Annotated in this window: 10 protein-coding genes, 5 tRNA genes and 1 pseudogene; 13 read left to right on the forward strand and 3 right to left on the reverse strand. The window is 53.1% G+C overall.

Going from position 1 to position 12,301, the window contains the following annotated elements; genetic code table 11:
- Nucleotides 1-47: 47 nt before the first annotated feature.
- The 13 genes and pseudogenes from alaS to MUU46_RS01145 form a co-directional block, all read left to right on the forward strand.
- Nucleotides 48-2,675 carry an alanine--tRNA ligase gene (alaS, locus tag MUU46_RS01085; RefSeq protein ID WP_258964524.1) on the forward strand — a complete coding sequence of 876 codons (2,628 nt, stop codon included), beginning with the start codon at nt 48-50 and terminating at the stop codon, nt 2,673-2,675.
- Nucleotides 2,676-2,914: 239 nt separating this feature from the next.
- A complete protein-coding gene (csrA, locus tag MUU46_RS01090) occupies nt 2,915-3,100 on the forward strand; it encodes a carbon storage regulator CsrA (protein ID WP_000906486.1) in 186 nt (61 codons plus the stop codon).
- A gap of 325 nt (nt 3,101-3,425) precedes the next feature.
- A tRNA-Ser gene (locus MUU46_RS01095) sits at nt 3,426-3,518 on the forward strand.
- 3 nt (nt 3,519-3,521) lie between these two features.
- A tRNA-Arg gene (locus MUU46_RS01100) sits at nt 3,522-3,598 on the forward strand.
- A 194-nt stretch (nt 3,599-3,792) separates the two neighbouring features.
- Nucleotides 3,793-3,869: transfer RNA gene (locus MUU46_RS01105), tRNA-Arg, on the forward strand.
- A gap of 196 nt (nt 3,870-4,065) precedes the next feature.
- Nucleotides 4,066-4,142: transfer RNA gene (locus tag MUU46_RS01110), tRNA-Arg, on the forward strand.
- A 196-nt stretch (nt 4,143-4,338) separates the two neighbouring features.
- Nucleotides 4,339-4,415: transfer RNA gene (locus MUU46_RS01115), tRNA-Arg, on the forward strand.
- 325 nt (nt 4,416-4,740) lie between these two features.
- Nucleotides 4,741-5,055 carry a BON domain-containing protein gene (locus MUU46_RS01120; RefSeq protein ID WP_159758161.1) on the forward strand — a complete coding sequence of 105 codons (315 nt, stop codon included), beginning with the start codon at nt 4,741-4,743 and terminating at the stop codon, nt 5,053-5,055.
- A 118-nt stretch (nt 5,056-5,173) separates the two neighbouring features.
- Nucleotides 5,174-5,740: a fructose-1-phosphate/6-phosphogluconate phosphatase gene (gene yqaB, locus MUU46_RS01125; RefSeq protein ID WP_159758605.1), complete on the forward strand. Its 567-nt coding sequence runs from the start codon at nt 5,174-5,176 to the stop codon at nt 5,738-5,740.
- Entirely contained in the window at nt 5,737-6,165 is a 429-nt protein-coding gene (locus MUU46_RS01130; protein ID WP_159758159.1) for a YqaA family protein, read from the forward strand. The genes yqaB and MUU46_RS01130 overlap by 4 nt, the downstream gene beginning before the upstream one ends.
- Before the next feature lie 70 nt (nt 6,166-6,235).
- Nucleotides 6,236-7,792 carry a glutamate--cysteine ligase gene (gene gshA / locus MUU46_RS01135; protein WP_258964525.1) on the forward strand — a complete coding sequence of 519 codons (1,557 nt, stop codon included), beginning with the start codon at nt 6,236-6,238 and terminating at the stop codon, nt 7,790-7,792.
- A 205-nt stretch (nt 7,793-7,997) separates the two neighbouring features.
- Nucleotides 7,998-8,513, forward strand: coding sequence for an S-ribosylhomocysteine lyase (gene luxS, locus MUU46_RS01140; RefSeq protein WP_159758155.1), 516 nt, complete (start codon nt 7,998-8,000; stop codon nt 8,511-8,513).
- 76 nt (nt 8,514-8,589) lie between these two features.
- A pseudogene (locus MUU46_RS01145) lies at nt 8,590-8,754 on the forward strand (AraC family transcriptional regulator); the annotation flags it as partial.
- Nucleotides 8,755-8,865: 111 nt separating this feature from the next.
- Here the strand turns inward: MUU46_RS01145 and emrB are convergent.
- The 3 genes from emrB to mprA form a co-directional block, all read right to left on the reverse strand.
- Complete coding sequence (gene emrB / locus MUU46_RS01150) at nt 8,866-10,404, reverse strand: multidrug efflux MFS transporter permease subunit EmrB (protein WP_159758153.1); 1,539 nt, start codon at nt 10,402-10,404, stop codon at nt 8,866-8,868.
- Nucleotides 10,405-10,420: 16 nt separating this feature from the next.
- Nucleotides 10,421-11,593 carry a multidrug efflux MFS transporter periplasmic adaptor subunit EmrA gene (gene emrA / locus MUU46_RS01155; protein WP_159758151.1) on the reverse strand — a complete coding sequence of 391 codons (1,173 nt, stop codon included), beginning with the start codon at nt 11,591-11,593 and terminating at the stop codon, nt 10,421-10,423.
- Nucleotides 11,594-11,718: 125 nt separating this feature from the next.
- Nucleotides 11,719-12,249, reverse strand: a complete 531-nt coding sequence (gene mprA, locus MUU46_RS01160) for a transcriptional repressor MprA (protein ID WP_258964526.1) — start codon at nt 12,247-12,249, stop codon at nt 11,719-11,721.
- Nucleotides 12,250-12,301 lie beyond the last annotated feature (52 nt).

The following is a 12,301-nucleotide window of genomic DNA, read 5'->3' on the forward strand; positions in this document are numbered from 1 at the left end:
TTCAGCTGCGGCCTGCAACAATCCGTTAGCGTGATTCCAGGATAATTATGAGCAAGAGCACCGCTGAGATCCGTCAGGCGTTTCTCGACTTTTTCCATAGCAAAGGACATCAGGTAGTTGCCAGCAGCTCCCTGGTACCAAACAACGACCCGACTCTGCTGTTTACCAACGCCGGGATGAACCAGTTCAAGGACGTGTTCCTTGGTCTCGACAAGCGTAATTATTCCCGCGCGACCACTTCGCAGCGCTGCGTACGTGCGGGCGGTAAACACAACGATCTGGAAAACGTCGGCTACACCGCGCGTCACCATACTTTCTTCGAAATGCTGGGTAACTTCAGCTTCGGCGACTACTTCAAACATGATGCTATCCAGTACGCCTGGGAGCTGCTGACCGGTGAGAACTGGTTTGCGCTGCCAAAAGAACGTCTGTGGGTCACCGTGTATGAAACCGATGACGAAGCATTCGAAATCTGGGCCAACGAAGTGGGCGTTCCGCGTGAACGTATTATCCGTATCGGCGACAACAAAGGCGCGCCATATGCCTCGGATAACTTCTGGCAGATGGGTGACACCGGTCCGTGCGGTCCATGCACCGAAATTTTCTTCGATCACGGCGATCACATTTGGGGCGGCCCTCCGGGAAGCCCGGAAGAAGACGGCGACCGTTACATTGAGATCTGGAACATCGTCTTCATGCAGTTCAACCGTCAGGCCGATGGCACGATGGAACCGCTGCCGAAACCTTCCGTTGATACCGGTATGGGTCTGGAGCGTATTGCGGCTGTGCTGCAACACGTGAACTCCAATTATGACATCGACCTGTTCCGCACCCTGATTCAATCCGTGGCGAAAGAGACCGGCGCGACCGATCTCAGCAATAAGTCTCTGCGCGTGATCGCGGACCACATTCGTTCATGTGCGTTCCTGATTGCCGATGGCGTTATCCCGTCGAATGAAAACCGTGGCTATGTGCTGCGTCGTATCATTCGTCGCGCGGTTCGTCACGGCAACATGCTTGGTGCAAAAGAGAGCTTCTTCTGGAAACTGGTTGGCCCGTTGGTCGGCGTGATGGGTTCTGCAGGCGAAGAACTGAAGCGTCAGCAGGCTCAGGTTGAGCAGGTACTGAAAACCGAAGAAGAGCAGTTTGCCCGTACGCTTGAGCGTGGTCTGGCTCTGCTGGATGAAGAATTGTCGAAGCTGAAAGGCGATACGCTGGATGGCGAAACCGCTTTCCGTCTGTATGACACCTATGGCTTCCCGGTTGACCTGACGGCGGACGTTTGCCGTGAGCGCAACCTCAAAGTTGATGAAGCAGGTTTCGAAGCCGCAATGGAAGAGCAGCGCCGCCGTGCGCGTGAGTCCAGCGGCTTTGGCGCAGACTATAACGCGATGATCCGCGTTGACAGTGCTTCCGAATTTAAAGGCTACGACCATCTGGAACTGAACGCTAAAGTCACCGCGTTGTTTGTAGAAGGTAAAGCCGTAGACAGTATCGCAGTAGGTCAGAATGCCGTTGTTGTTCTGGACCAGACGCCATTCTATGCAGAATCTGGCGGCCAGGTCGGTGATAAAGGTGAACTGAAAGGCGCAGGTTGTGCCTTCAGCGTTAGCGATACGCAGAAATACGGCCAGGCAATTGGTCATCTCGGTACGCTCAACAGCGGCTCCATGAAAGTGGGCGACGCAGTACAGGCTGACGTGGATGAGGCTCGCCGGGCACGTATTCTGCTGAACCACTCCGCGACGCACCTGATGCACGCGGCGCTGCGCCAGGTGCTTGGCACCCACGTTGCGCAGAAAGGTTCCCTGGTGAATGACAAAGCGCTGCGCTTTGACTTCTCACATTCCGAAGCCATGAAGCCGGAAGAGATCCGCGCGGTTGAGGACTTGGTCAATAGCCAGATCCGTCGCAACCTGCCTATCGAAACCAATGTCATGGAACTGGAGGATGCGAAAGCGAAAGGCGCAATGGCGCTGTTCGGCGAGAAATATGATGAGCGCGTGCGCGTCCTCACCATGGGTGATTTCTCTACCGAGCTGTGCGGCGGTACACATGCTAAACGTACCGGCGATATTGGCCTGTTCCGCATCACCTCTGAATCCGGTACTGCGGCAGGTGTGCGTCGTATCGAAGCGGTGACCGGCGAGGGTGCGATTGCTACTCTGCATTCGCAGAGTGATGTGCTGAACGATGTAGCGCATTTGGTTAAAGGTGACAGTCATAACCTGACTGAGAAGGTCCGTTCTGTCCTTGAACGCACCCGTCAGCTGGAAAAAGAGCTGCAGCAGCTGAAAGAGCAGGCTGCGGCACAGGAGAGTGCAAACCTCTCCAGCAAAGCTGAAGAAATCAAAGGTGTGAAACTGTTGGTGAGTGAACTTACTGGCGTTGAACCGAAGATGCTGCGTACTATGGTCGACGATCTGAAGAACCAACTGGGTTCTACGATTGTGGTATTGGCTACGGTCGCAGACGATAAGGTTTCTCTGATTGCGGGAGTCTCTAAGGATGTGACTGACCGTGTGAAGGCAGGGGAACTGATTGGTATGGTCGCTCAGCAGGTGGGCGGTAAAGGGGGCGGTCGTCCTGATATGGCGCAAGCCGGTGGTACGGATGCAGCGGCTCTCCCTGCCGCACTGGCCAGCGTAAAAGGCTGGGTCAGCGCAAAACTGTAATAACAATAAACGCGGCGGGCGCTTTAACCATGCGGTTTTGGCGCCTTGCAATAGCAAGACTGACAACGATAAAGTCAGGTTGAAATTGTGTAAATCGGCTAAACTTACGTTTAACAGAATGTAATGCCGTGACTGCTTACACGTTTACGTGTTTGTCATCGCTTACTTTTTGGCGTTATGTGATGGATAATGCCGGGATACAAGAGACCCGACTCTTTTAATCTTTCAAGGAGCAAAGAATGCTGATTCTGACTCGTCGAGTTGGTGAAACCCTCATGATTGGAGATGAGGTCACCGTGACAGTTTTAGGGGTGAAGGGCAACCAAGTACGCATCGGCGTAAACGCCCCTAAAGAAGTCTCTGTCCATCGTGAAGAGATCTACCAGCGTATCCAGGCTGAAAAATCCCAGCAGTCCAGTTACTAATATTTCCGCGTCTCACTGCCCGGTGAGACGCAACCTCTCGCTTTCTCCCTTTTTCCGCTTCGTTTCTCGTTTTAGACCTGAATCCATCACAGATTATTTGCTCAACGTCCTCGTTGTCTGTCTGACGTTCATCGGGTTATCGCTGACTCTTTGTGTTGATTAATCGCTCTTTTTGCCGTTTTTGCAGGCTAATTGAACGGGAATTGTGCAAACGATAAAAGGTCTGGAAAAATTGTTTGACTTATAAGTCCCAGAAAGTAATATGTGCGCCACGCAGCGACGATGAGCTCTAACGAGTAATTCGAAGCACTCGCAAGAGGCGTATGGTGAGGTGGCCGAGAGGCTGAAGGCGCTCCCCTGCTAAGGGAGTATGCGGTCAAAAGCTGCATCCGGGGTTCGAATCCCCGCCTCACCGCCATTTGCATCCGTAGCTCAGCTGGATAGAGTACTCGGCTACGAACCGAGCGGTCGGAGGTTCGAATCCTCCCGGATGCACCATATTTTCCTGACCGTCAGTGATGACGGAATGCCAGAGAAACTCTCATTCTTAGCGGCACAGGGAAAATAACGTTGCTTTAGCAACGGCCCAGCAGGGCAAACTTTCGGCGAGTCATTCTGCCGAATGCACCATCTTCATCAGTGTTACGGCATGATGAGTAACATTGAGTCAGCAGTACCTTAGTAATTCCGATGCATCCGTAGCTCAGCTGGATAGAGTACTCGGCTACGAACCGAGCGGTCGGAGGTTCGAATCCTCCCGGATGCACCATCTTCTCCTGGCTATCAGCGATGATAGTACTCCTGAGAAAGTTATTTTCTCAGCGGGCACCAGGGAAGATAACGTTGCTTTAGCAACGGCCCTTCAGGGCGAGTCTTCGGCGAGTAATCCTCCCGGATGCACCATCTTCATCAGTGTTACGGCATGATGAGTGACATTGAGTCAGCAGTACCTTAGTAATTCCGATGCATCCGTAGCTCAGCTGGATAGAGTACTCGGCTACGAACCGAGCGGTCGGAGGTTCGAATCCTCCCGGATGCACCATCTTCTCCTGACTATCAGCGATGATAGTACTCCTGAGAAAGTTATTTTCTCAGCGGGCACAAGGGAAGATAACGTTGCTTTAGCAACGGCCCTTCAGGGCGAGCCTTCGGCGAGTAATCCTCCCGGATGCACCATCTTCATCAGTGTTGCGGCATGATGAGTAACATTGAGTCAGCAGTACCTTAGTAATTCCGATGCATCCGTAGCTCAGCTGGATAGAGTACTCGGCTACGAACCGAGCGGTCGGAGGTTCGAATCCTCCCGGATGCACCATCTTCTCCTGGCTATCAGCGATGATAGTACTCCTGAGAAAGTTATTTTCTCAGCGGGCACAAGGGAAGATAACGTTGCTTTAGCAACGGCCCTTGAGGGCGAGCCTTCGGCGAGTAATCCTCCCGGATGCACCATCTTCTCAAATCCCTTCTCCTGCATTAAACACTCACACCTGCTACATATTTTCTTCGTTCTTTCGTTTATCCCTTCGTCATGAGCTTTCCAGACAATTCATTAACAGGTTGTTTACTATTGGCATCTTTCCTCTTTCAGGTTAATTTATATCTGTGATTAATCTGTTTTAAGGTCGCAAGGAGAGAAATCCATGAAATGGTTCAAAGCTGTCTCTGCATTTTGTGCAGCCCTTATCGTTGGTGTGTCCCTGGCCGGGTGTGCAGGCTCCTCCACGAAGGAAAGTACAGGTGGCTATATCGATGATTCGGTAGTCACCACAAAAGTGAAATCCGCACTGTTCAACGATAAAGACATCAAATCTTCAGACATCAGTGTGGTGACCTTTAAAGGGCGCGTTCAGCTGAGTGGATTCGTCTCATCGCAGAAGGTTGCTAACCGCGCGGTGGAGATAACCCGGAACGTGACCGGTGTGCGTATCGTCGAGAATGACATGCAGGTCAAGTAACGTCTGAAAATACGTATGAAAGGCACCGTCTGGTGCCTTTGTTGTCTTCAGCGGGCAGCGACAAACAGTGACGTTATACGTTAAAGTAACGTTTCGATATCCGGTGAGTGAAAACATGATGTACGCGCGCTATGCAGGGCTGATTTTCGACATGGATGGCACCATCCTTGATACCGAACCCACTCATCTTATAGCGTGGCGAGACGTTCTCGGGCGATACGGAATGCGCTTTGATGAACACGCTATGGCTGCTTTAAACGGTTCACCGACCTGGCGCATTGCTCAGGCGGTCATTGAGCTGAATCAGGCCCCTCTCGATCCCCATCAGTTGGCACGTGAGAAAACGGACGCGGTGAAAGCGATTCTGTTGGATACCGTGCGTCCGTTACCGCTCATTGACGTCGTCAAAGAGTGGCACGGCCGCCGCCCGATGGCGGTTGGCACCGGCAGTGAAAGTGCAATGGCGGAAGCGTTGCTCAATCATTTGGGCCTGCGCCAGTACTTCACTGCGGTGGTCGCCGCCGATCATGTCTCTCATCATAAGCCTGCGCCGGATACGTTTTTGCTGTGTGCAGAGCTGATGGGCGTCCCTGCGCAGCAATGCGTGGTGTTTGAGGATGCCGACTTTGGTATTCAGGCGGCGAAAAGTGCGGGTATGGATGTTGTGGACGTGCGTTTGCTGTGAGTGACGCACTCCCGCTGTTATCGCTTTTTGCCAGTAGTTTTCTTAGCGCCACGTTGTTACCCGGAAATTCAGAAGTTGTCCTGATAGGCATGCTGATCGCGGGCGTCAGCCATCCGTGGTTACTCGTGTTAATAGCAACAATGGGTAATAGCCTTGGAGGGGTAACTAACGTTATTCTTGGGCGTTTATTTCCGCAGCGTGATAATTCGCGTTGGCGTGAGAAAGCGATGGGCTGGCTAAGACGTTATGGCGCGGCCACACTATTACTTAGCTGGATGCCGGTTATCGGCGATTTACTGTGTGTCCTGGCAGGATGGATGCGTCTTTCCTGGGGACCGGTGCTTTTTTTCTTATGCCTTGGCAAGGCGTTGCGCTATGTGGCTATTGCCGTAGCAACGCTTCAGGGTATGACGTGGTGGCACTAATTGGATTGATTGTGACGTCAACCATTACAATTATGCTTAATAAAATGATTTCGACAGGCGGGAGGTCAATTTGATCCCGGACGTATCACAGGCGCTGACCTGGCTGGAAAAAAATCCTCAGGCAGTTCAGGGGATCCAACGCGGTCTTGAGCGCGAAACGCTGCGCGTTAATGCTGATGGCTCATTGGCAACAACGGGTCACCCGGTAGAGCTGGGTTCAGCACTGACCCATAAATGGATTACAACTGATTTTGCCGAAGCATTGCTGGAGTTTATCACTCCGGTAGATGGCGACATTGACCACATGCTGACGCTGCTGCGTGACGTGCATCGCCACACCGCGCGCCATATCGGCGACGAGCGCATGTGGCCACTGAGCATGCCGTGCTATATCGCGCCAGGCCAGGATATCGAGCTGGCACAGTACGGCACCTCTAATGTGGGTCGTTTGAAAACGCTGTACCGTGAAGGGCTGAAAAACCGTTACGGTGCGCTGATGCAAACCATCTCCGGCGTGCATTACAACTTCTCGCTGCCGATGGCGTTCTGGCAGGCAAAGTGTGGAGTCGAAGGCAAGGAAGACGGCAAAGAAGCTATCTCTGCTGGCTATTTCCGCCTGATCCGCAACTATTACCGCTTTGGTTGGGTGATCCCGTATCTGTTCGGGGCTTCTCCGGCCGTTTGCTCATCGTTCTTGCAGGGCAAGCCGACCACGCTGCCGTTTGAGAAAACCGAGGGCGGTATGTATTACCTGCCGTATGCGACGTCTCTGCGTTTGAGCGACCTGGGTTATACCAATAAGTCGCAAAGCAATCTCGGGATTACGTTTAACGATCTCCACGAGTATGTGGCAGGATTGAAGCGGGCGATCAAAACACCGTCGGAAGAGTACGCCAGGATTGGTCTGGCAAAAGACGGTAACTATCTGCAGATCAACAGCAACATTTTGCAGATTGAAAACGAACTGTACGCGCCGATTCGTCCGAAACGCGTCACCCGCAGCGGTGAAACGCCGTCTGATGCGCTGCTGCGCGGCGGGATTGAATATATCGAAGTGCGTTCGCTGGACATCAACCCGTTCTCACCCATCGGTGTGGACGAGCAGCAGGTTCGTTTCCTCGACCTGTTCATGGTTTGGTGCGTGTTGGCAGATGCGCCAGAAATGAGTAGCGATGAGCTGTTATGTACTCGCACTAACTGGAATCGTGTGATTCTGGAAGGTCGTAAACCGGGTCTGACGCTGGGCATTGGCTGTGAAACAGCACAGTTCCCGCTGGCTCAGGTCGGCAAAGATTTATTTGCTGATTTGCGTCGCGTGGCGCAGACGCTGGATGGCATCGAAGGCGGCGACGCCTATCAGACAGTGTGTGACGAGCTGGTCGCAAGCTTTGATAATCCGGAATTAACGTTCTCAGCGCGTATTTTGCGTTCTATGCTTGAAAGTGGCATTGGCGGCACCGGCAAAGCGTTGGGCGATGAATATCGTAAAATGCTGCGTGAAGAACCGCTGGAGATTTTGAGCGAAGCGGATTTTGAAGCGGAGCGTGAAGCTTCGTTGGCACGTCAGCGTCAGATTGAAGAGGCGGATACAGAGCCGTTTTCCGAGCTGGTCGCGCGTCACGCCTGACAGAAAAGAAAAAGGCCACAGTAAATGTGGCCAAAATTTCATCTCTGAATACAGGGATGATGATAACAAATGCGCGTCTTTCATAGAGTAAGACTCGCCTGGGAATAAAGAGTTCAGTTAATTTCAAAAAAAAATCATACTCTTCGTAATATTTTCCGCGTAGCCCTTATGGCACAAGGGATGAGAAGAGTTCGGAGGAGACAAAATGCCGTTATTAGATAGCTTTACTGTCGACCATACCCGAATGGAAGCCCCTGCTGTTCGCGTCGCAAAATCCATGCACACGCCACACGGCGATGAAATCACCGTCTTTGATCTGCGCTTCTGCGTACCGAACAAAGAAGTGATGCCAGAGCGCGGCATTCATACTCTTGAGCACCTGTTCGCGGGCTTCATGCGCGATCACCTCAACGGCAACGGCGTGGAAATCATCGACATTTCCCCAATGGGCTGCCGCACCGGCTTCTACATGAGCCTGATTGGTACGCCGGAGGAATCCCGCGTAGCCGAAGCATGGAAAGCCGCGATGGCCGATGTGCTGAAGGTGAAAGAGCAGAACCAGATCCCAGAGCTGAACGTCTATCAGTGCGGTACGTACACTATGCACTCACTGGAAGAAGCGCAGGAAATTGCCCGTCATATCATTGACCGTGGTGTTCTTGTGAACAGCAATGATGAGCTGGCGCTGCCAAAAGAGAAGCTGAAGGAACTGCACATCTAGTATTCTCTTTAGATACCCGGTGCTAAAGCGCCGGGTTTTTTATCTTCCTATCAGGCCCGCCACCGCGATTGTGCCAATGACCACAACCCTCACGTTTTCCTTCACCCATCGTCCGCTGGTTCCCTTTGTCCATCATTACGCGCACGGCGATAGCGAGCCCTGGCATCAGCACGACTGTGCCCAGCTACTGCATTTTCTGAGCGGGGTTGTTCGGCATGGGGTTCTCCTCTTGTCGTGGGTTTAATCCTGACGGAAGAGCAGGGCGTGGCGCTTTAGCGGAGGTGACAGAGTCTTGCGAGAAATGGACAAAAAAAGACCCTCTGTAAAAGAGGGTCCTGTCATTCAAATGACGTTAGTGCGCACCACCGCCGCCGCCACCTGCGCCAAACGGCGGTCTGGCGAGCCAGATGAGCCCCAGGAGTACGATGAAGATCCCCGCCGACATCCAGAAGATTTCGTTCGCGGAAATAATCAGCCCCTGGTTGGTGATTTGCTGTGCCAGCCAGCCGGAGGCCTGCTGCTCCGACATCCCTAAATCCTGAAGCTTGCCGTACATCTGCTGTGCATTCGGGTTAAAAGGGGTCACCGACTCGGTCAGCTGCGCGTGGTGTAGCGCTTCACGGTTACTCCACATGGTGGTCGTTATCGACGTCCCGATAGAACCCGCCAGCGTACGGGTAAAGTTAGACAGGCTCGATGCCGCCGCCATCCGCTCTGGCCCAAGGCCGGAAAGGGTGATGGTGGTCAGTGGCATAAAGAAGCACGCCACCGCGAAGCCCTGTATAAACTGCGGCCACGCCGATGCGCCAAAGTCCATTCCCGGTTCGAAGGTATACGCCCGCCAGTAGAAGCACACCGCGTACATAATGAAGCTGAAGGTCACCAGCCGCCGCATATCTATCTTATGCGCAAAGCGGCCGATTATCGGCGACAGAATAACGGGTAAAATTCCCACCGGCGCCGATGCCAGACCCGCCCAAGTGGCAGTGTAGCCGTATACCTCCTGGAGCAGCTGCGGCAGCAAAACGATCGCGCCGAAGTAGAGCATATAGGCCAGGCTGATACACAAACAGCCGATGGTAAAGTTTCGCGACTTGAAGAGCGAGAGATCGACTATCGGGTTATCGTCTGTTAGCTCCCAGACAATCAAGAAGCTTATCGCCACCACCGCGACGATGGTCAGGACAATGACTTCGGTAGAGTTAAACCAGTCGAGCTCTTTCCCGCGGTCGAGCATGACCTGCAGACTGCCAATCCCGACCACCAGAAGCGCCAGGCCGATGGCATCAATGCGCCGATGCTCGGTTCGGGTTTCGCGTCCACGCAGACTTTGCAGAGTTAGCAGCACCACCACGGCACCAATCGGCACGTTGATGAAAAAGATCCAACCCCAGTGATAGTTGTCACTGATATAGCCGCCGAGGATCGGGCCACAAATCGGCGCGACGATAACCGTCATTGACCACAAAGCCAGCGCCACGGCGCGTTTTGCTGGCGGGTAGTTGTTTAACAGCAGACTCTGCGAAAGTGGGATAAGCGGACCGGCAACAATACCCTGAATGACGCGGAAGAAAATCAGCATCGTCAGGCTGCTCGACACGCCGCATGCCCAAGAGGCGATGACGAAGGCGATAGTGGACCAGGTAAACAATTTTACCTCGCCCACACGTTTTGCCAGCCAGCCGGTAATCGGAATGGAAATGGCGTTCGCGACCCCGAACGAAGTAATAACCCACGTCCCCTGGCTCAGTGATGAGCCAAGGTTACCGGCAATGGTGGGGATCGCCACGTTGGCAATCGTCGAGTCCAGCACCTGCATGAACGTCGCCAGAGACAGCGCAATGGTCATAATGACCAGTTGCGCGCCTTCCAGCGGTTTTTGCTGTTGCATTACGTTCACCCCGGAATTAGTTGGCGTTGGCCTGCACGATGGTGTTGATCAGCTTATTCACAGGATCAAGGCTAATTTCACGTGCATTACTTTCATAAGCAGGCGTGTGACGCGTTTGATTCGCCAGCATTTCACCGTCGCGGTTAGAGGTATCCACTTTCACGAGCGTAGATAACCCGATGCGCAGCGGGTGCTGAGCCAGCTGTTTTTCGTCCAGTTCTACACGCACCGGCAAACGCTGAACCACTTTGATCCAGTTACCGGTGGCATTCTGCGCCGGAAGTAAGGAGAAGGCGCTGCCGGTCCCCATATCCAGACCCACTACTTTCCCGGTGTACTTCACGTCGTCGCCGTAGACATCGCTGATAACGGTCACCGGCTGGCCAATACGCATATGCGCCAGCTGGGTTTCTTTAAAGTTAGCATCGATCCACAGATTGGTTGCCGGAACCACCGCCATCAGCGGAGTGGTTGGGCTAATCTGCGCCCCTGGCTGAACCGCACGGCGAGAGACGTAGCCGGTCATTGGGCTAACGATTTTGGTACGTTCCAGCGCAAGCCACGCGTTACGTACTTCGGTCGCTGCTTGTTTCACCGCAGGCTGGTCTTCCAGTTTGGTACCCAGAATCATGGCCTGGTTGGCATTGAACTGTTGAATAGTCACATTCAGCTCAGCCTGTGCACTGGCCACGGCGTCACGGGCGTGCTGCAGCTCTTCGCGACCAATCAGGTTCGCGGTGCCCAGCGGAATACGACGGTTAAGGTCGGTCTGCACCTGCGCCAGTGCCGTTTTTTTGACGTCGATGCTGGCCTGTAATTGCTTGCTGTTGATCATCATCTGGCGAGTCTGACGCACGCTGGAGGCAAGCCCCGTCTGTGCACGTTCAAACGCCTGCTGTGCATCGGTCTGGTCGAGGGTGACCAGCACATCGCCTTTTTGCACGAAGTCGGTGTTGTCAGCCCAGACTTTCGTCACGCTGCCTGACACCTGTGCCATTATTTGAACCTGGTTCCCTGCCACGTATGCATCATCGGTATCTTCATAATGACGCAGTACTAAAAACCAATAAATCCCATATGCCACGGCAATAACGATAAAGAGCAAGGTCAGCAGAAGAAGGGCACCTTTACGTTTACCTTTCTTGTTGGCCGGTTGCTGCGGGGTTTGAGTCTCCGCATTCGCGCTCATGTTTTTCTCCACGATCTTATTATTTCACATCGGCTGAGCCGACCTTTTGTCAGAAAGGCCAGCAGATTTCGCTGCTGGCCTGTCGGTTTTATTCTTGAAATCAGGATACTGAGCGATTCACACGCTTAGCGAAGTGCTTCCAGGGCCACGCCATCCTCATCCATCTGGTCGAGACGGGTCAGGAGTTTTCGGGTGATTTGCTCGAGGCTCTCTTTTTCGGTGACGCTTAAAGAAGACCAGAGCTGGTGCAGGCAGTTGTGCTGCGGCGGTAACACTTCGCGCAGGAATTGATGACCTTTCTCGGTGAGTTGCAGATGCAGGCAGCGGCGGTCATTGTCGCTTTCACGGCGTTCAATCCAGCCGCGTTTTTCCAGTTCATCGGCAATGCGGGTGGCGTTCGTACGTGAAGAACCCAGTGCGCAGCTCAGTTCGGATGGCTGAATACTGTGGTTTTCCTGAGACTCCAGCGTGATTAGCGCCATAAATAACGTCTCGTTGATCCCCTGAGCTTTCAGCATTTTATTGCGGTTTTCCAGCAACTTCCCTTGCATGTGCATGCACAGGCGAGTCAGAAGGATTTCCTGATACGGAAAATCTTCATAGCGGCTGGCGCGAAATTTTAGCATTTGTTCAATGGGCGTAAACGAACTATCCATTTGGGCATAACCTCATTAATTACAGCCGATATAGTAACGACGGTGACAAATA

Source organism: Scandinavium tedordense (genome assembly GCF_024764965.1).
Classification (GTDB): Bacteria; Pseudomonadota; Gammaproteobacteria; order Enterobacterales; family Enterobacteriaceae; genus Scandinavium; species Scandinavium tedordense.

What these genes read in the sequence shown, in the direction of transcription:
- alaS (WP_258964524.1), top strand. Translation starts at nt 48, where the DNA reads ATGAGCAAGAGCACCGCTGAGATCCGTCAGGCGTTTCTCGACTTTTTC.
- csrA (WP_000906486.1), top strand. Translation starts at nt 2,915, where the DNA reads ATGCTGATTCTGACTCGTCGAGTTGGTGAAACCCTCATGATTGGAGAT.
- MUU46_RS01120 (WP_159758161.1), top strand. Translation starts at nt 4,741, where the DNA reads ATGAAATGGTTCAAAGCTGTCTCTGCATTTTGTGCAGCCCTTATCGTT.
- yqaB (WP_159758605.1), top strand. Translation starts at nt 5,174, where the DNA reads ATGTACGCGCGCTATGCAGGGCTGATTTTCGACATGGATGGCACCATC.
- luxS (WP_159758155.1), top strand. Translation starts at nt 7,998, where the DNA reads ATGCCGTTATTAGATAGCTTTACTGTCGACCATACCCGAATGGAAGCC.
- emrB (WP_159758153.1), bottom strand. Translation starts at nt 10,404, where the DNA reads ATGCAACAGCAAAAACCGCTGGAAGGCGCGCAACTGGTCATTATGACC.
- emrA (WP_159758151.1), bottom strand. Translation starts at nt 11,593, where the DNA reads ATGAGCGCGAATGCGGAGACTCAAACCCCGCAGCAACCGGCCAACAAG.
- mprA (WP_258964526.1), bottom strand. Translation starts at nt 12,249, where the DNA reads ATGGATAGTTCGTTTACGCCCATTGAACAAATGCTAAAATTTCGCGCC.